16 protein-coding genes are annotated in these 15,874 nt (G+C 70.3%); 4 read left to right on the top strand and 12 right to left on the bottom strand.

What is annotated here, in order from left to right; all coding sequences use genetic code 11:
- Positions 1-58: 58 nt before the first annotated feature.
- A complete protein-coding gene (locus ABVN73_RS10260) occupies positions 59-472 on the top strand; it encodes a F0F1 ATP synthase subunit epsilon (protein WP_353857902.1) in 414 nt (137 codons plus the stop codon).
- 197 nt (positions 473-669) lie between these two features.
- Positions 670-1,488, top strand: a complete 819-nt coding sequence (locus ABVN73_RS10255) for an acyl-ACP desaturase (RefSeq protein ID WP_353857901.1) — start codon at positions 670-672, stop codon at positions 1,486-1,488.
- 21 nt (positions 1,489-1,509) lie between these two features.
- Here the strand turns inward: ABVN73_RS10255 and ABVN73_RS10250 are convergent, their stop codons facing one another.
- The 9 genes from ABVN73_RS10250 to ABVN73_RS10210 all read right to left on the bottom strand — a co-directional run bounded on the left by ABVN73_RS10250 (position 1,510) and on the right by ABVN73_RS10210 (position 10,797).
- Entirely contained in the window at positions 1,510-2,007 is a 498-nt protein-coding gene (locus ABVN73_RS10250) for an RNA pyrophosphohydrolase (RefSeq protein WP_353857900.1), read from the bottom strand.
- Between the two features lie 5 nt (positions 2,008-2,012).
- Positions 2,013-3,263: a divergent polysaccharide deacetylase family protein gene (locus ABVN73_RS10245; protein ID WP_353857899.1), complete on the bottom strand. Its 1,251-nt coding sequence runs from the start codon at positions 3,261-3,263 to the stop codon at positions 2,013-2,015.
- 16 nt (positions 3,264-3,279) lie between these two features.
- Positions 3,280-4,689, bottom strand: a complete 1,410-nt coding sequence (locus ABVN73_RS10240; protein WP_353857898.1) for a S41 family peptidase — start codon at positions 4,687-4,689, stop codon at positions 3,280-3,282.
- Positions 4,690-5,979 carry a peptidoglycan DD-metalloendopeptidase family protein gene (locus ABVN73_RS10235; RefSeq protein WP_353857897.1) on the bottom strand — a complete coding sequence of 430 codons (1,290 nt, stop codon included), beginning with the start codon at positions 5,977-5,979 and terminating at the stop codon, positions 4,690-4,692.
- A 133-nt stretch (positions 5,980-6,112) separates the two neighbouring features.
- Positions 6,113-7,678, bottom strand: coding sequence for a 2,3-bisphosphoglycerate-independent phosphoglycerate mutase (gpmI, locus tag ABVN73_RS10230; RefSeq protein WP_353857896.1), 1,566 nt, complete (start codon positions 7,676-7,678; stop codon positions 6,113-6,115).
- A 166-nt stretch (positions 7,679-7,844) separates the two neighbouring features.
- Complete coding sequence (rlmH, locus tag ABVN73_RS10225; RefSeq protein WP_353857895.1) at positions 7,845-8,303, bottom strand: 23S rRNA (pseudouridine(1915)-N(3))-methyltransferase RlmH; 459 nt, start codon at positions 8,301-8,303, stop codon at positions 7,845-7,847.
- Positions 8,304-8,344: 41 nt separating this feature from the next.
- On the bottom strand, positions 8,345-8,785 hold the full coding sequence (gene rsfS, locus ABVN73_RS10220) for a ribosome silencing factor (protein ID WP_149468601.1): 441 nt from the start codon (positions 8,783-8,785) through the stop codon (positions 8,345-8,347).
- Positions 8,782-9,399 carry a nicotinate-nucleotide adenylyltransferase gene (locus ABVN73_RS10215; RefSeq protein ID WP_353857894.1) on the bottom strand — a complete coding sequence of 206 codons (618 nt, stop codon included), beginning with the start codon at positions 9,397-9,399 and terminating at the stop codon, positions 8,782-8,784. Before ABVN73_RS10215 ends, rsfS begins: the two co-directional genes overlap by 4 nt.
- Positions 9,400-9,516: 117 nt before the next feature.
- Positions 9,517-10,797 (bottom strand): glutamate-5-semialdehyde dehydrogenase, encoded by a 1,281-nt coding sequence (locus ABVN73_RS10210; protein ID WP_353857893.1) that lies wholly within the window; start codon positions 10,795-10,797, stop codon positions 9,517-9,519.
- Positions 10,798-10,995: 198 nt separating this feature from the next.
- On the opposite strand from ABVN73_RS10210, the gene ABVN73_RS10205 reads away from it, so the two are divergent.
- Together ABVN73_RS10205 and ABVN73_RS10200 are read left to right on the top strand one after the other, a co-directional pair.
- Positions 10,996-11,859 (top strand): cytochrome c, encoded by an 864-nt coding sequence (locus tag ABVN73_RS10205; RefSeq protein ID WP_353857892.1) that lies wholly within the window; start codon positions 10,996-10,998, stop codon positions 11,857-11,859.
- 109 nt (positions 11,860-11,968) lie between these two features.
- Positions 11,969-12,712 (top strand): sulfite exporter TauE/SafE family protein, encoded by a 744-nt coding sequence (locus ABVN73_RS10200; protein WP_353857891.1) that lies wholly within the window; start codon positions 11,969-11,971, stop codon positions 12,710-12,712.
- Positions 12,713-12,734: 22 nt separating this feature from the next.
- Here the strand turns inward: ABVN73_RS10200 and ABVN73_RS10195 are convergent, their stop codons facing one another.
- From ABVN73_RS10195 to obgE, 3 genes are read right to left on the bottom strand one after another with little or no spacing between them, the layout of a single operon-like run.
- The gene (locus ABVN73_RS10195) at positions 12,735-13,418 is read right to left on the bottom strand and encodes an HAD family phosphatase (protein WP_353857890.1); all 684 of its coding nucleotides are present in this window, start codon (positions 13,416-13,418) and stop codon (positions 12,735-12,737) included.
- Entirely contained in the window at positions 13,415-14,623 is a 1,209-nt protein-coding gene (gene proB, locus ABVN73_RS10190; protein WP_353857889.1) for a glutamate 5-kinase, read from the bottom strand. The genes ABVN73_RS10195 and proB overlap by 4 nt, the downstream gene beginning before the upstream one ends.
- On the bottom strand, positions 14,568-15,797 hold the full coding sequence (obgE, locus tag ABVN73_RS10185; RefSeq protein ID WP_353857888.1) for a GTPase ObgE: 1,230 nt from the start codon (positions 15,795-15,797) through the stop codon (positions 14,568-14,570). The genes proB and obgE overlap by 56 nt, the downstream gene beginning before the upstream one ends.
- Between the last annotated feature and the right edge of the window lie 77 nt (positions 15,798-15,874).

Raw genomic sequence — 15,874 nt, 5'->3', positions numbered from 1 at the left:
ACCCTCTCCTCCGCCCGCGCGGGGGAGGGGGTTCTTATGAAGAGGCACCAGGAAACCCATGGCCGATAAAGTCGAATTCGAGCTGGTCTCTCCGGAGAAGCTGCTGACCTCGCAGCCCGTCGACATGGTCGTGGTGCCGGGTTCGGAAGGTGACTTCGGCGTCCTCGCCGGCCACTCGCCGATGATTTCGACCGTCCGTCCGGGCGTGATCGACGTCTACGAGGCTGACCGCGTGGTTGACCGGGTGTTCGTCGCCGGCGGCTTCGCCGAGGTGACCGAGACCCGCTGCACCGTCCTGGCCGAGGAGGCCATCGCGGTCGCCGAGATCGACCGCGCCAAGGTCGAGCAGGAGATCCGCGACCTGGGCGAGGATCTGGAGGACGCCAAGTCCGACGACGAGAAGGCCCGCGTGGAGGCGAAGATCGCCGTCGCCCGCGCCAAGCTCGACGCGACCGGCGCGACCACGCATTGACAGCGGGCGCGGCCCGGCGGCAACCGCCGGCCGGGCCGTTTCCGTTGCATTGCGCCATCGCAGCCATACATAGTATCCCCTAGGGGATCGAACGCCTCCCGGCCCGTCCGTCGAGGCGTTTTTGTTTTTATCGTCCTATTCTCCGTCAGAGCGTGGAACAACCGGCCCGGAACGGCGGCCAGCAGCGGGAGTGGAGTGTGGCGTTGCACTGGAAATACGAAGAGCTTCCCTGGGATCAACTGGACCACGGCAAGGTCGATCCCGATCTCGTCCCGCTCATCAAGGCGGCGGCCCTGGTGGAGTTCAACGCCGACGACTACACGGCCTATCTCTGCAACGTCTTCCACGACGACCCCGAATTCCAGGAGGTCGCGCATGGCTGGGCGGTCGAGGAGGTCCAGCATGGCCGGGCGCTCGGCAAGTGGGCGGAGCTGGTCGATCCGACCTTCGACTTCGACCGGGCCGTGGAGCGCTTCCGCGCCGGCTACAAGGTGCCGATTGACCTCGATGCCTCGGTCCGCGGCTCGCGCACCGGCGAGATGATCGCCCGCTGCATGGTCGAAACCGGCACCAGCAGCTATTACGCGGCCATCGGCGACTCGACGGACGAGCCGGTCCTCAAGTTGATCTGCAAGAACATCGCCGCCGACGAGCTGCGCCACTTCAAGCTCTTCTACACCTACACGAAGAAGTATCTGGAGCTGGAGCAGCTCAACAAGTTCCAGCGGCTCAAGGTGGCGCTGTCGCGCATCGGCGAGTCGGAGGACGACGAGCTGGCCTACGCCTACTACGCGGCCAACGCGCCGGAGGGCGAGCCCTACGCGCACAAGACCTACAACCAAGCCTACATGCGCCGCGCCTACGGCCGCTACAGGCCCAAGCACGTCGATCGCGCGGTGGCGATGGTCTTCAAGGCCTGCGGGCTGAAGCCGCACACCCGCTTCTACAGCGTCGCCGCCCGCGGCGCCTGGTGGCTGATCGAAAGCCGCGCCAAGCGGCTCGCCAAGGTCGCGTAAGCGGATCGGACGCGGCGGGAATCAGTCCCGCCGCAGCGCCGCGATCACCGAGGCGAATTCCGCCAGGACCGATTCGTAGACCGGGCGTTTGAAGGGCACGATCAGGCCGGGCAGGTCGTCGGCGTCGACCCATTTCCAGGCGTCGAATTCCGGGTGTTCGGTGGCGAGGTCGATGTCGCTGTCCGCGCCGGTGAAGCGGGCGGCCAGCCAGACCTGCTCCTGGCCGCGCCAGCGGCCCTTCCAGACCTTGCCCAGCAGATGGTCGGGCAGATCGTAGCGCAGCTTCTCCGCCGTCTCCCCGAGGATCTCGGCCTTGTCGGTGCCGATCTCCTCCTTCAATTCGCGCAGGGCGGCCTCATGCACGCCCTCGCCCTCGTCGATGCCGCCCTGGGGCATCTGCCAGGCGTCCTTGCTGTCGCAGCGCCGGGCCACGAAGACCTGTCCGCGGTCGTTCAGCAGCATCACCCCGACGCAGGGGCGGTAGGGGAGGGACTCGCGGTCAATGGGCTTCTTGCTCATGCGCCTTATTGCTTCTGCATGTTGGCCACGGCGGAGACCGGCACGATGGCGATGCCACGGTCGGCCAGCCCGGTGAGCCACAGGTTGATCCGTTCGATGGTGCTGGGGTAGGGGGCGCCGATGCCCACCGCGGCGCCGTTGGCCTTGGCGATAGCCTCCAGCTCGGCGAGCTGGTCGTCGATGGCGCCGCGCGACAGGTCGCGGTCGATCACCCGGTCGGCGAAGGCCCGCGGCACGCCCGCCTGCCCCGCCAGGGTGCCAGCGACGCTGCGCGGGTTGGCGCGGGCGTCCAGAACCATCAGGCCGCGCGCCTTCATCGCCGCGACGACCGGGGTCACCGCGTCGGGGTTGGCGGTGAATTTGCTGCCGGTGGTGCTGGTGATGCCGATATAGCCCACCGCCTTGCCCAGCGACCATTCCAGCCGCTCCATGTTGCGCTCGGGCGGCAGCATGGTGAGAAGGGCGTTGGGGCCGGGGTCGTTGCGCGGATAGTCCTGCGGCTCCATGGGCACGGAGAGCATCACCTCGTGCCCCTTGCCGCGGGCGCGCTCGACCCAGTTGTCCAGCCGCTCGGCGTAAGGAACGAAGGCCAGCGTGATCGTCGGCGGCAGCTTCTGCAGGGCGTTGCCGGTGGTCACGCCGGAGATGCCCATCTCGGCCAGCACGATGGCGATGCGCGGGCGGCGGTCGGCGGCGGGGAAGGGACGGGCGTAGACCTGCCAGGGCTTGCGCCCGTCCTCGGCGATGCGCGGCAGCGGCCCGTTGCGCGAATCCTCGACCAAGCCGGGGACGGGAGCCGGCGTCAGGGTGACCGGCTCGTTCACAACCACGGCGGTCGGCGGCGGAGGCGGCGCGACCGCGGCGGGGGGCGGGGGAATCGCCGGGGCGGCGGGCGGCGGCGCCGGCTGGGCGGGAACGGCGGCCGCCGCTGCGGGCGGCGGCGGCGGCGGTGCCGCTGGCAGCGCGCCCTTCACGGCCACCTCGACGCTGGGAATGGCGGCCCGCCACGCCTCGGTCGTGTGCTCCGCGTTCATCGCCAGCCAGCCGCCGAGGCCGCCCAGCCCGAGGGCCAGCGCGGCGTAGGCGCCGAGCAGCCTCTTGGCGAGGGGCGACAGCGGGCGGCGCTCCTTGCGCGCGCGCGGAGCCTCGTCCGAATCGCTGCCGCCCTTGCGGCGCCGGAGACGGGCCAGCAGGCCGGGTCCGGAACGTTCCCGTTTCGCGGGCTTCAGGCGGCCCAGCAGGGCGGCAGCGTTCACGGACCCGTCACTCCCCTCAATGCGCGCGGGCCTGGAACAGGGCGACGCCCCGCAGCAGGTCGAGCGCGCGGGCCAGCTGGTAGTCGAAGGGCGGCTGGTTGGGTGCGCCCTCGCCATTCTCCGCGGACGGCGCCGCCGGGGCGTTGCCGTTGGCGGGGGCCGGCGCCGCACCCGGCGCTGCCGGAGCCGCCCCTGGGGCCGGAGCGTTGCTGGCGCCCGGCGCCGGAGCCGGCTGGGTGGTGGCCGGGCGGGGTGCGTCCGGGTTGCGCAGTGCGCCGCGCAGGTCGCTCTCGCGGCGGCGGATCAGACCCTGGTCGGTCTCCTCGACGCGGGCCGGGTGCACCTCGATGTCCGGGGTGATGCCCAGCGCCTGGATGGACTTGCCCGACGGCGTGTAGTAGCGCGCCGTGGTCAGGCGCATGGCGCCGTGGCCGGGCAGCGGGATGATCGTCTGGACCGAGCCCTTGCCGAAGGACTGGGTGCCGAGGACGAGCGCCCGCTTGTGGTCCTGCAGCGCGCCGGCGACGATCTCCGACGCCGAGGCCGAGCCGCCGTTGATCAGCACCACGACCGGCAGGCCCTTGGCGAGGTCGCCGGGCTTGGCGTTGTAGCGCGTGCCCTCCTCCGCCTTGCGGCCGCGGGTGGAGACGATCTCACCCTTCTCCAGGAAGGTGTCGGAGACCGAGACCGCCTGGTCGAGCAGGCCGCCGGGGTTGTTGCGCAGGTCGAGGACGTAGCCCTTCAGCTTGTCGCCCAACTGCTGCTGGATCGAGGCGATGGCCTTCTCCAGACCCTGCTGCGTCTGCTCGTTGAAGCTGGTGATGCGGACGTAGCCGATGTCGCCCTCGGTGCGGTAGCGGACCGACTGCACCTTGATGACGGCGCGGGTCAGCGTGACCTCGAACGGCTCGCCGGCCTCGCCGCGGCGCACGGTGACCTTGATGTCGCTGCCCACCGGGCCGCGCATCTTCTCCACCGCCTCGTTCAGCGACAGGCCCATCACGGCCTCGCCGTTGAGCTGGATGATCAGGTCGCCCGGCTGCAGCCCGGCGCGGAAGGCCGGCGTCTCGTCGATGGGGGACACGACCTTGATCAGGCCGTTCTCCATCGTCACCTCGATGCCCAGCCCGCCGAACTCGCCGCGGGTCTGAACCTGCATGTCCTGGAAGCTCTTGCGGTTCAGATAGCTGGAATGCGGGTCGAGCGAGGTGAGCATGCCGTTGATGGCGGACTCGATGAGCTGCTCGTCCGTCGTCGACTCGACATATTCGGCGCGCACGCGCTCGAACACGTCGCCGAACAGGTTGAGCTGACGGTAAGTCTCGGAACTGTTGCCGGTGCTGTTCACCTGCGCGGTGACGGTGGCGACGCCGGCCCCCAGAAACACCAGGGCCGCGGCGGTGGCGGCACGCTTGACTATCCTCATCTACCCTTGTCCTTTCCCCTCCGGGGCGCCGAAACCGCGCTGTGGATTGATCGGCTGTCCGTGACGTCGAAGCTCGAAGTAAAGATCGGGTGACCCGTCGGCGGGCATCAGGCCGATGGGTTCCCCCGTGGCCACGCGCCGTCCGACGGCCGTGTCGATGCGGCCAAATCCAGCGATGAGACTATGATATCCGTGGCTGTGTTCCACGATCAAGATTTGGCCATAGCCGCGGAACGGCCCGGCGAAGACGATCGTTCCGGCCTGCGGTGACACCACCGTCGAGCCGGCGCGGGCCTGGATGGTGACGCCCCGGCTGGTCGCGCCGTAGCGGTCGGCCTCGCCGTAGCGCACGGTCACCCGGCCGCCCACCGGCAGGCGTTCCCCGGCGGGCGCGCCGGGCGCGGCGCGGGCGGTCTCCGCCTCGGCCCTGGCCCTCTGGTCGGCGGCCCGCTGCTCGGCGAGTTTCTGTTCGGCGGCCCGCTGCTCCGCCGCCTTCTGTTCCGCCAGCTTCTGCTCCGCGGCCCGCTGCTCGGCGAGCCGGCGTTCGGCTTCGCGGCGCTCCGCCTCCAGGCGTTCGGCCTCGCGTTTGGCGGCCATGGCGGCGGCGGCGCGGCGTTCGGCCTCGATGCGCTCCATCAGCTGGCGCAGGTCGGCGGCCTGACCGGTCAGCCGGGCGGTGCGCTGGGCGACCTGCTGCCGCTCCTCCTCGGTCTGGCGCGACAGCTCCTCGCGCCGGGCGACGAGCTGGCCGATTTCCTTCTGGCGGTCGATCAGGGTGAGGCGGGCGGCATAGGTGCGGCTGCGCTGGGCCTGCAGCGCCTCGCGCGTCTCGGCCAGCCGGGTCAGCGCCTGGGCCAGCGCGTCGGCGCGGGCGCGCAGGGCGGGCACCGTGTCGCGCAGCAGCAGGGCGGAGCGCAGCGTGTCCACCGGCCCGTCCGGGCGGGCCAGCGCCGCTTCCGGGGGGATGCGGGCGACGCGCTGCAGGGCGGCGAGCAGGGCGGCGATCTGCTGCCGCTCGCCCTCCAGCTTCTCGGCCTGGCTGCGCTCCTGAGTTTCCAGGGTGGTCAGGGACTCTTCGAGGTGGACGAGTTCGTCCTCCTGCGCCCGTTCCTGGTCAGCCAGACCGACCAGCCGGTCGCGCAGCTCGTCCAGCTCCTTCTGGAGCGTCTGGGACTGGCGGTCGAGCTGCCGTTGCAGGGCCTTGTCGGCCTGGAGGTCCTGCTCCACCCGCTTCAGCGTCTGGCCGGGCGACTCGGTCTGCGCCGCGGCGGCGGCGGAGACGACCAGCAAGGTGGCGGTCAGCAGGGCCGGCCGCCAGGGAAACGCCCGTCTCCGCCCGGTGCCTCGCGCAACGGAGACGGGGAGGGGCAGCAGAGCAACACCCGCCGGATGATCGCGCCCTGCGCCCATGCCCGGTTCTGCCTTATTCCGCGGCGGCCCGCGCGCTGGCGCGGTCGATCAGGCTCTTGCCGGTCATCTCCGCCGGCTGCGGCAGCTTCATCAGATCGAGCAGCGTCGGGGCGATGTCGGCTAGACGGCCGCTGCGGATCGCCGACACCCCGGCGGGGCCGTTCACCAGCACCAGCGGCACCTTGTCCAGCGTGTGGGCGGTGTGCGGGCCGTTGGTCTCCGGGTCCTTCATCAGCTCGCAGTTGCCGTGGTCGGCGGTGACCAGCATCACGCCGCCCTGGGCGCGCACGGCGGCCTCCAGCCGGCCCAGGCTGGCGTCCACCGCCTCCACCGCCTTGATGGCGGCGGACAGGATGCCGCTGTGGCCGACCATGTCCGGGTTGGCGTAGTTGATGACCACCAGATCGTACTTCCCGCTGTCCACGGCGGCGACGACCTTGTCGGTCACCTCGGCGGCGGACATCTCCGGCTGGAGATCGTAGGTGGCGACCTTCGGCGACGGCACCAGGATGCGGTCCTCGCCCGGATACACGCGCTCCTCGCCTCCGTTGAAGAAGAAGGTGACGTGCGGGTACTTTTCCGTCTCGGCGATGCGCAACTGGGTCAATCCGGCCTCGCTGACCACTTCGCCCAGCACCTTGGTCAAGGATTTCGGCGGAAAGATGGTCGTCATCAGCTTGGCGAGGGTGGACGAGTACTCGACCATGCCGACGGCGGCGGCCAGCTTCGGCACGGCGGCGCGCTCGAACCCGTCGAAGGCCGGGTCGACGAAGGCGGCCAGGATCTCGCGGGCGCGGTCGGCGCGGAAGTTCGCCATCAGGATGGCGTCGCCGTCCTTCATGCCGGTGTAGCCGTCGATGACGGTCGGCAGGATAAACTCGTCGTGGGTGCCGGCGGCGTAGCTCTGCTCGATGGCCTGGATCGGGTCGGCGGCCTTTTCGCCCTCGGCGCTGACCAGCGCGGCGTAGGCCTTGGCGACGCGGTCCCAGCGCTTGTCGCGGTCCATGGCGTAGTAGCGCCCGCTGACCGTGGCGACGGTGACGCCGGGCAGGGCGTGCACGTCGGCCATGAACTCGGCCATCTGGTCCTTGGCGCTCTGCGGCGGCACGTCGCGGCCGTCGGTGAAGGCGTGGATCTCGACCGGGACGCCCTCATGGGCCAGAACGCCAGCCAGCGCCGCGATGTGGTCCTGGTGCGAATGCACGCCGCCCGGCGACAGCAGGCCCAGGATGTGGCAGCGCCCGCCGGACGCCCGCAGCGTCTTGGCGAGGTTGGTCAGCGCGGCGTTGCGCTCCAGCTCGCCCTCGACGATGGCGTGGTCGATCATCACCAGATCCTGGCGGACGACGCGGCCGGCGCCCAGGTTCATGTGACCGACCTCGGAGTTGCCCATCTGGCCCTTGGGAAGCCCGACCTCCTCCTCGCTCGCCTCCAGGAAGGCGCGCGGCTCCGACGACCACAGCCGGTCCCAGTTGGGCGTGTTGCCCTGCGCGATGGCGTTGTCCTCGCGCTCCTCGCGGTAGCCCCAGCCATCCAGGATGCACAGCACTACGGGTCGGGGACGATTGGTCTCGGTCATCACGGTCCTCATACGCCTGTCACGGTCGGGTTGCGGGTCTCGGTCGAACGGTCTGATGCCATTGTTCTTATGGCCGGGGTTCTTTTATGGCCGATGCCCCTTTCGCGCGGGCATCGCCTTGGTCCGGATCAGAAAATGGCATGCCTGCGCACGCGCACAATGGGAGTCATGCACGGTGATAGGGGTGTCCGGCCAGAATTTGCTGGGCACGGTAGATTTGCTCCGCCAACATGCCTCGCACCAGCATATGCGGCCATGTCATGGCGCCCAAGGCCAAAAGAAAATCGGCGCGCGCCCGCACGGCGTCGCCGTGGCCGTCCGCTCCGCCGATGAGAAAGGCGATGTCGCCGACACCCTGGTCCCGCCAGCCGCCGATCCTGGCGGCGAAGGCTTCGCTGGTGATGGTCTTGCCGCGCTCGTCCAGGGCCACGACGATGGCCCCGGCGGGGATGGCGGCCAGAAGCAGCTCCGCCTCCTGCCGCTTCAACTCGTCGGAGGCGAGGCGCTTCTTCACCTCGACCTCGCGCAGGGTCAGCGGCCAGGACAGGCGGCCGGCATACTCGTCATAAAGATCACGCGCCGGACCGGTCCGTGACCGCCCAACCGCGGCAAGCCACAGACGCATCGGTCCGACTCCCGTTCGTCACCCGTCCCGACCGTCGTCCGTCAGGCGCTCATGCGCTCGGCGGAGGGCCGCGGCGTCTCCAGACCCCACATCTTCTCGATGTTGTAGAAGGTCCGGACTTCCGGGCGGAACAGGTGGATGATGACGTCCCCGGCGTCGACCAGAACCCAGTCGCACTGGCTCAGGCCCTCGACCTCGACGCCGCGCAGGCCGGCCTGCTTCATGCGGTCGGCCAGCTTCATGGCCATGGCGGCGATGTGCCGGGTGTTGCGGCCCGACGCCACGATCATGTAGTCGGCGATGCTGGTCTTGCCGGCAAGGTCGATGACGACGACGTCTTCGGCCTGATCGTCGTCCAGGGACTTCTCGACGAGCGCCTTCAGTTCGTCCGGCTGGGGAACGGGAACGGGCGCGGGCCGCACAACGGGCGCGGCCGGTTCGATGAACGTGTTGATGGTACCTACCTCGCGATACAGGGTCACGACCCGCTGGCGCGTGCCCGGCGGATCGCCGTCGCCGAAGCCGGATGCAGCGGGTTGCGGAGGAAAATCCAGGCCGGTGTTTTCGAACCGGCCAACCCCTTGGCCTTGTGCATGCTGACCCGGCGACGGGCATAGCGCTGAGCGGCTATGCCACCAAGCGCCCCTATAGAATAAGTTGGACGGGCGAGAACTGCAACCGGCACCAGCCGGAAGATGCGCGTCCAATGCCGCCAACGGGGGATTTGCCGAAGATTGTCCGCCCCCATCAGCCAGACGAAGCGCGTTTTGGGATAGCGAAGCGTCAGCTTGGCCAGCGTGTCGGCGGTGTAGCGGGTGCCAAGCTCCCGCTCGATGGCGGTGACCCGGATGGCTGGATGGCGGGCGGTGCGCCGGGCCTCCTCCAGCCGCTCGGCGAGCGGCGCCATGCCGTGCACCGGCTTCAGCGGGTTCTGCGGGCTGACCAGCCACCACACCTGGTCGAGCCCCAGCGCCTTCAGCGCGTACAGGCTGATGTGCCGGTGCCCGGCGTGGGCCGGGTTGAAGGACCCGCCGAGCAGCCCGACGCGCAGGCCGGCATGGAGCGGGCCGGCGTAGCGGTGGGGGGGTGGCGCCATGCTTGCCCCCTCCCTAAACCTCCCCCGCTTCGCAGGGGAGGGAATCAATCCCCCTCCCTCGCCGAAGGCGGGGGAGGGTCGGGGAGAGGGCAGACGTAAGCTCCAGGGCCGTGGACCTCACGGCCGCGTCTGGCCATCGCCGCGCACGACATACTTGTAGCTGGTGAGCTGCTCGGCGCCGACCGGGCCGCGGGCGTGGAACTTGTCGGTGGAGATGCCGATCTCCGCGCCCATGCCGAACTCGCCGCCGTCGGCGAACTGGGTGCTGGCGTTCCACAGCACGATGCCGCTGTCGATGCGCTGCAGGAAGCGCTCCGCCGCCGCCGGGTCCTCGGTCACGATGGCGTCGGTGTGGTGCGAGCCGTGGCGGTTGATGTGGTCGATCGCCCCGTCCACCCCGTCCACCACGCCGCAGGCGATGATGGCGTCGAGATACTCGGTGTCCCAGTCCTCCGCCGTCACCGCCGTCACGCGCGGATCGGCGGCCTGGGCGGCGGCGTCGCCGCGGACGGCGCAGCCGGCGTCCAGCAGGTCCTTCACCAGCACCGGCAGGACGGCGTCGGCGATCCTGCGGTCGACCAGCAGCGTCTCGGCGGCGCCGCAGATCGAGGTGCGGCGCATCTTGGCGTTCATCACCACCTTGCGCGCCTTCTCCAACTCGGCCCCTGCGTCGACGTAGACGGTGTTGTTGCCGTCCAGATGCTTGATGACCGGGATGCGGCTCTCCTCGGCGATGCGCTGGATCAGCGACTTGCCGCCGCGCGGGACGATCACGTCGATGAAGTCGCGCATGGTCAGCATGTGGCCGACCGCCGCCCGGTCCGTGGTGGGAACGAGCTGGATCGCCGCCTCCGGCAGGCCGGCGGCGCGCAACCCGTCGGCCAGACAGGCGGCGATGGCGCGGGACGAGCGGATGCTCTCCGAACCGCCGCGCAGGATCGCCGCGTTGCCCGACTTCAGGCAGAGGCCGCCGGCGTCGGCGGTGACGTTGGGGCGGCTCTCGTAGATGATGCCGATGACGCCCAGCGGCACGCGCACGCGCTGGATGGCCAGACCGTTGGGGCGGGTCCATTCGGCGATGACGCCGCCGATGGGATCGGGGAAGTCGGCGATGTCCTCCAGCCCCTTGGCCATCGCCTCGATGCGGGCGTCGTTGAGGGCGAGACGCTCGATCATGGGACCGGCGAGGCCGCGCTCCCGGGCGGCGGCGACGTCCGCGTCGTTGGCCGCCTGGATCTCCGCCTTGCGGGCGCGGATCGCGGCGGCGGCGGCCCGCAAGGCCTGATCCTTCGACGGGCTTGGCACGGTCGCCAGCTCCGCCGCGGCGGCGCGGGCGGCGCGGCCGAGGGCGAACATCTGATCGTGCAAGGCGTCGGTGGTCTCAAGCAGGGCGGACATCGGTCTCACTCCAGTGGCGTTCGCCAATCAAAAAGGCCGGAAAGCAAAAAAGGGCGGAAACCATAGCCGATCCCGCGCTTCCGCGAAAGCCATGGCGGCTAGGCCGAATTGCTGAGCGGAATACTCAACAATTCGCCTGGGCCACGGATTGTTGCGTGGGTAGCGTTCCGTCATGCGACATCGGTGAGGGAGCCTTCCATGAACGGGCTGGTCCGCCGCGGCACAGCCGTGGCCGTCGTGGTGCTGTGGATGGGCGGAGCGGCCTGGGCCGAAACGCCGCCGGACTCGCCGCTGGAACGGGGGCGCGCCCTGGTCAACGGGATCGTCGCCTGCGGCAACTGCCACACGCCGCAGGGGCCGGGCGGGCCGGTCGCCGGGAGGGAGATGGCCGGCGGGACCCCCTTCGTCGAGGAGCCCTTCACCGCCTACGCCTCCAACATCACCCCGGACCCGGAGACGGGGATCGGGCGTTGGACCGATGAGCAGCTCATCACCGCCATCCGTGAGGGCAGGCGTCCCGACGGCAGCCTGATCGGCCCGCCGATGCCCTTCGGCTTCTACCGCGGCCTGTCGGACGGCGACCTGCGCGCCATCGTCGCCTATCTGCGCAGCGTTCCGCCGGTGCGGCATTCTGTCCCGAAGTCGGAATACCGCATGGCTCTGCCCGCCGCCTACGGCCCGCCGGTCGGGTCGGTGGCGGAGGTGCCGCGTACGGACCCGGTGACGTACGGCGCGTACATGGCCGGTCCGCTCGGCCACTGCATGGAATGCCACACGCCGATGCTGCCGGACGGGCGGCTCGACACGACGCGCATGGGGGCCGGCGGGCGCAACTTCACGGGGCCGTGGGGCAACGCCGTGTCCCGCAACATCACGCAGGACAAGGAGCATGGGCTGGGCGGCTGGACCGACGCGGAGATCCGCAAGGCCATCACCGAGGGTGTACGTCCCGACGGCAGCCGGCTGAGCCCGCCCATGGGCTATCACTATTACAAGTCCATGAGCGACGGCGAGCTGGTCGCCCTGGTCGCCTATCTCCGTACGCTTCCGCCGGTCCGCTGAACCCACAACGTCCGCATGTGAATTACCGCACCGCCGAAAACGCAGTACCGTAAGCGTTGCCGAGAGGGCATAGTCCGCGGGCTTTTTCCACCCGCCGGACTATGGCCCCATGCTGACCCTGCTGCTGATCGTCTCCGCCTTCTTCGCGGGCGTGCTCAACGCCGTGGCCGGTGGCGGCAGCTTCCTGACCTTCCCGGCGCTGATCATGGCCGGCGTGCCGCCGCTGAACGCCAACGCGACCAGCACGGTGGCGGTGTCGCCGGGCGCTCTGGCCAGCGCCTACGGCTACCGGCGGGAGCTTGGCCGCATCAAGGAGGTCAGCCTGCCGGCCTTCCTCGGCGTCAGCCTGGTCGGCGGGTTGCTGGGCGCGCTGCTCCTGCTGTGGACGCCGCAGCGGGTGTTCGAGGCGGTCATCCCCTGGCTGCTGCTGTTCGCGACGGTGCTGTTCGCCTTCGGCCCGAAGGTGTCGGCCTACATCCGCCGCAACTTCAAGGTCGGTCACAACACCGTGCTGATCGTGCAGTTCTTCATCGCCATCTACGGCGGCTATTTCGGCGGGGGAATCGGCATCCTGATCCTGGCGACGCTGGGCGTCTTCGGCCTGACCGACCTGCACGCGATGAACGGACTGAAGGCGCTGGTGTCCGGCTGCCTCAACGCGGTGGCGGTGGTCGCCTTCGTCTTCGGCGGCGCGGTCTATTGGAACGAGGCGCTGATCATGCTGGTCGCCGCCATGGCCGGCGGCTATGCCGGGGCCGCCGTCGCCCGGCACATCCCGCCGCCGGTCCTGCGCAAGTTCGTGATTTTCGTGGGCGTGGCGATGACGGTCTATTTCTTCGTCACCAAGGGCTGAGGCACCGGCGGCGCGGCGGCGGTCAGTCCGCCGCCATGCGCTCCGCGAGGCCGCACAGGCCGTCCCAGTCCAGCGCCGCCGGGTCCGCGACCACATGGTCGGCGGCGTCGAACAGCAGGTCGGCGTGCTGCGGCCAGGCGATGGTCAGCATGCCGGCGGCCTTGGCGGCGCGGGCGCCGGTCGGGCTGTCCTCGATCACCGCGCAGGCCGCCGGCGGCACGCCGAGACGGGCGGCGGCGGTCAGGTAGGGCTCGGGGTCGGGCTTGCCCCTGGTCACGTCGTCGCGGCTGAGGCCGAACAGGAAATGCGGGCTTCCCATGTGGCGCAGGTTGGCCTCCACCACCCGGCGCCCGCTGTTCGACACGCAGGCCTGCAGCAACCCCCGCGCGGCGAAGGCGTCGACCAGAGCCAGGGCGCCGGCCCGCGCCTCCACCTCGGCGATGCGCTCCAGATAGAGGTCGGTGATGGCGTCCGCCCATTCGCGGAAGGTCAGCGCCATGGGCCGGGCGGCGTGCAGCCGGGCGTACAGCTCCGGGAAGGCGACGCCCAGCGTGGCCGCGTAGTCCGCGTCGGACAGGGCATGGCCGTGCACACGGCAGACCGCGATGGTGGCGCGCTGGTGCCAGGGCTCGCTGTCCAGCAGCGTGCCGTCGATGTCCCACAGGATGGCCTGGAGGGGCGGGCGGGCCGACAGGGAAGCGGTCACCGCACCACCAGATCGTCGCGGTGGATCATCTCGTCGCGGCCCCGGTAGCCGAGGATCTGCTCGATCTCGTGGCTCTTGCGGCCGGCGATGCGGCGGGCGTCCTCGGCGGCGTAGGCGGTCAGGCCGCGCGCCACCTCGCGCCCGTCGGGCGCCTTGACCACCACCACGTCGCCGCGCTCGAAGTCGCCCTCGACGGCGCGCACACCGGCGGGCAGCAGGCTGGCCCCGCGGGCGAGCGCCGACAGCGCGCCGGCGTCCACGGTCAGCGCGCCGTGGGCGTTCAGGTTGCCGCCGATCCACGCCTTGCGGGCGGAGGAGGGGGAGGCGGCGGGCAGGAACCACGTGCAGAGCGCGCCGCCCTGCTCGGGCCGCCGCTCCAGCGCGGCCAGCGGGTTCATGCGCTTGCCCTTGGCGATGACCATGCGGCAGCCGGCGGCCAGCGCGACGCGCGCCGCGACGATCTTGGTCACCATCCCGCCGGAGCTGTAGCCGGGCGGCGGCTCGCCCGCCATGTTCTCGATGTCGGAGGTCAGTTCCTGGACGACCGGGATGTGCCGGGCGTCGGGGTCCTTGCGCGGGTCGGCGGTGTAAAGCCCGTCGATGTCCGACAGCAGGACCAGCGTGTCAGCGCTGATCATCTGGGCGACGCGGGCGGCCAGACGGTCGTTGTCGCCGAAGCGGATCTCCGCGGTGGCGACCGTGTCGTTCTCGTTGATGACCGGGACGGCGCCCAGCTTGAGCAGCGTGTCGATGGTGGCGCGGCCGTTGAGGTGGCGGCGGCGCTCCTCGGTGTCCTCCAGCGTCACCAGCACCTGGGCGACGGTCAGCCCGTGGCGGGCCAGCGTCTCCTGATAGGCCGCGGCGAGCCGGATCTGGCCGGTGGCGGCGGCGGCCTGCTTCTCCTCCAGCCGCAGGGCGCGGCCGACGAGGCCGAGATGCTCGCGCCCGCAGGCGACGGCGCCGGAGGTGACGATCACCACCTCCTGGCCGCGCTTGCGGCAGGCGGCCACGTCGTCGGCCAGCGCGTCCAGCCACTCGCGGCGCATCTGGCCGGTGGCGCCGTCGACGAGCAGGGCGGAGCCGATCTTGACGACCAGCCGCCGCGCCTCGACCAACGTGGGGAGCAGGGTGGGAAGCAGGGAGAGGGTCTCAGCCTTTGGCGTTGTCGTCGCCGTCGCCGCTGTGTTCGGTGTCGTCACCGTCATCGTCGCCTTCATCGTCCCAGTCGTCCCCGTCCGAGTCGGAGCCGTCGTCCGCCTCCTCGGGGAGATCGTCGTACTCGCCCGTCTCCTCGTTCCAGCCCGCATACTCGTCGTCCATCTTCTGGCCGACCGGGGGCCGGGGGATGGAGCGCGTGACCGGAGCCTGGATGACGTCGGGCTCCTCTTCCTTGGACTGTTTGATGAGCGTGAGCAAGCGGTAAAGCACCGCCTGGACGCCCTGGCCGGTGGCGCCGGACAGAACCATCACCTCCGCACCCGACGCCGCCTCCAGCGCCGCCTTCTTCTCCGCGACCTCTTCGTCGAGCAGGGCGTCGGCCTTGTTCAGGCCGATGATCTCCAGCTTGTCGGCGAGGTTGCCGCCATAGGCGACCAGCTCGTTGCGGATGGTGGTGTAGGACTGGACCACGTCCTCCGCCGTGCCGTCGATCAGGTGGAGCAGCACGCGGGTGCGCTCCACATGGCCGAGGAAGCGGTCGCCCAGCCCGTGCCCCTCGTGCGCGCCCTCGATCAGGCCGGGGATGTCGGCGATGACGAACTCCTCGTCACCGGCGCGGACGACGCCCAGGTTGGGGGCCAGCGTGGTGAAGGGGTAGTCGGCGATCTTCGGCTTCGCCGCGGTGGTCGCGGCCAGGAAGGTGGATTTGCCGGCGTTGGGCAGGCCGAGCAGGCCGGTGTCGGCGATCAGCTTCAGCCGCAGCCAGACCCAGCGCTCCTCGCCCGGCCAGCCGGGGTGGGACTTGCGCGGGGCGCGGTTGGTCGGGGTCTTGTAATGGGCGTTGCCGAAGCCGCCGTCGCCGCCCTTCAGGATGACGACCCGCTGGCCGGGCTCCGTCAGGTCGAGCAGCACGGTCTCCTGATCCTCGTCGAGGATCTGGGTGCCGACCGGCACGCGCAGGACCACGTCCTCGCCCCTGGCGCCGTTGCGGTTGGCACCCATGCCGTGGTTGCCGCGCTGCGCCTTGAAATGCTGCTTGTAGCGGTAGTCGATCAGCGTGTTGAGGCCGTTCACGACCTCGATCACGACATCACCGCCACGGCCGCCGTTGCCGCCGTCCGGTCCGCCGTACTCGATGAACTTCTCGCGGCGGAAAGCGATGGCGCCGGGGCCGCCGTCGCCGCTTTTCAGATACACCTTGGCTTGATCGAGGAACTTCATCGGGGACCGTGCCGGCCAATCTACCGTTTGCGCACCGTCCTCCAACCGAGGGAAGGGGGCGGTGACCACCATATCAA

Source organism: Azospirillum formosense (assembly GCF_040500525.1).
Classification (GTDB): Bacteria; Pseudomonadota; Alphaproteobacteria; order Azospirillales; family Azospirillaceae; genus Azospirillum; species Azospirillum formosense_A.
The sequence above is the reverse complement of the archived record's forward strand: the minus strand, read 5'-3'. Positions and strand labels throughout refer to the sequence as shown.

Excerpts from the sequence above, each read along its gene's own strand:
- rlmH (WP_353857895.1), bottom strand. The coding sequence starts at position 8,303 with ATGCGTCTGTGGCTTGCCGCGGTTGGGCGGTCACGGACCGGTCCGGCG.
- obgE (WP_353857888.1), bottom strand. The coding sequence starts at position 15,797 with ATGAAGTTCCTCGATCAAGCCAAGGTGTATCTGAAAAGCGGCGACGGC.
- ABVN73_RS10210 (WP_353857893.1), bottom strand. The coding sequence starts at position 10,797 with ATGTCCGCCCTGCTTGAGACCACCGACGCCTTGCACGATCAGATGTTC.
- ABVN73_RS10250 (WP_353857900.1), bottom strand. The coding sequence starts at position 2,007 with ATGAGCAAGAAGCCCATTGACCGCGAGTCCCTCCCCTACCGCCCCTGC.
- proB (WP_353857889.1), bottom strand. The coding sequence starts at position 14,623 with ATGACGGTGACGACACCGAACACAGCGGCGACGGCGACGACAACGCCA.
- ABVN73_RS10200 (WP_353857891.1), top strand. The coding sequence starts at position 11,969 with ATGCTGACCCTGCTGCTGATCGTCTCCGCCTTCTTCGCGGGCGTGCTC.
- ABVN73_RS10205 (WP_353857892.1), top strand. The coding sequence starts at position 10,996 with ATGAACGGGCTGGTCCGCCGCGGCACAGCCGTGGCCGTCGTGGTGCTG.
- gpmI (WP_353857896.1), bottom strand. The coding sequence starts at position 7,678 with ATGACCGAGACCAATCGTCCCCGACCCGTAGTGCTGTGCATCCTGGAT.
- ABVN73_RS10240 (WP_353857898.1), bottom strand. The coding sequence starts at position 4,689 with ATGAGGATAGTCAAGCGTGCCGCCACCGCCGCGGCCCTGGTGTTTCTG.
- ABVN73_RS10215 (WP_353857894.1), bottom strand. The coding sequence starts at position 9,399 with ATGGCGCCACCCCCCCACCGCTACGCCGGCCCGCTCCATGCCGGCCTG.
- ABVN73_RS10260 (WP_353857902.1), top strand. The coding sequence starts at position 59 with ATGGCCGATAAAGTCGAATTCGAGCTGGTCTCTCCGGAGAAGCTGCTG.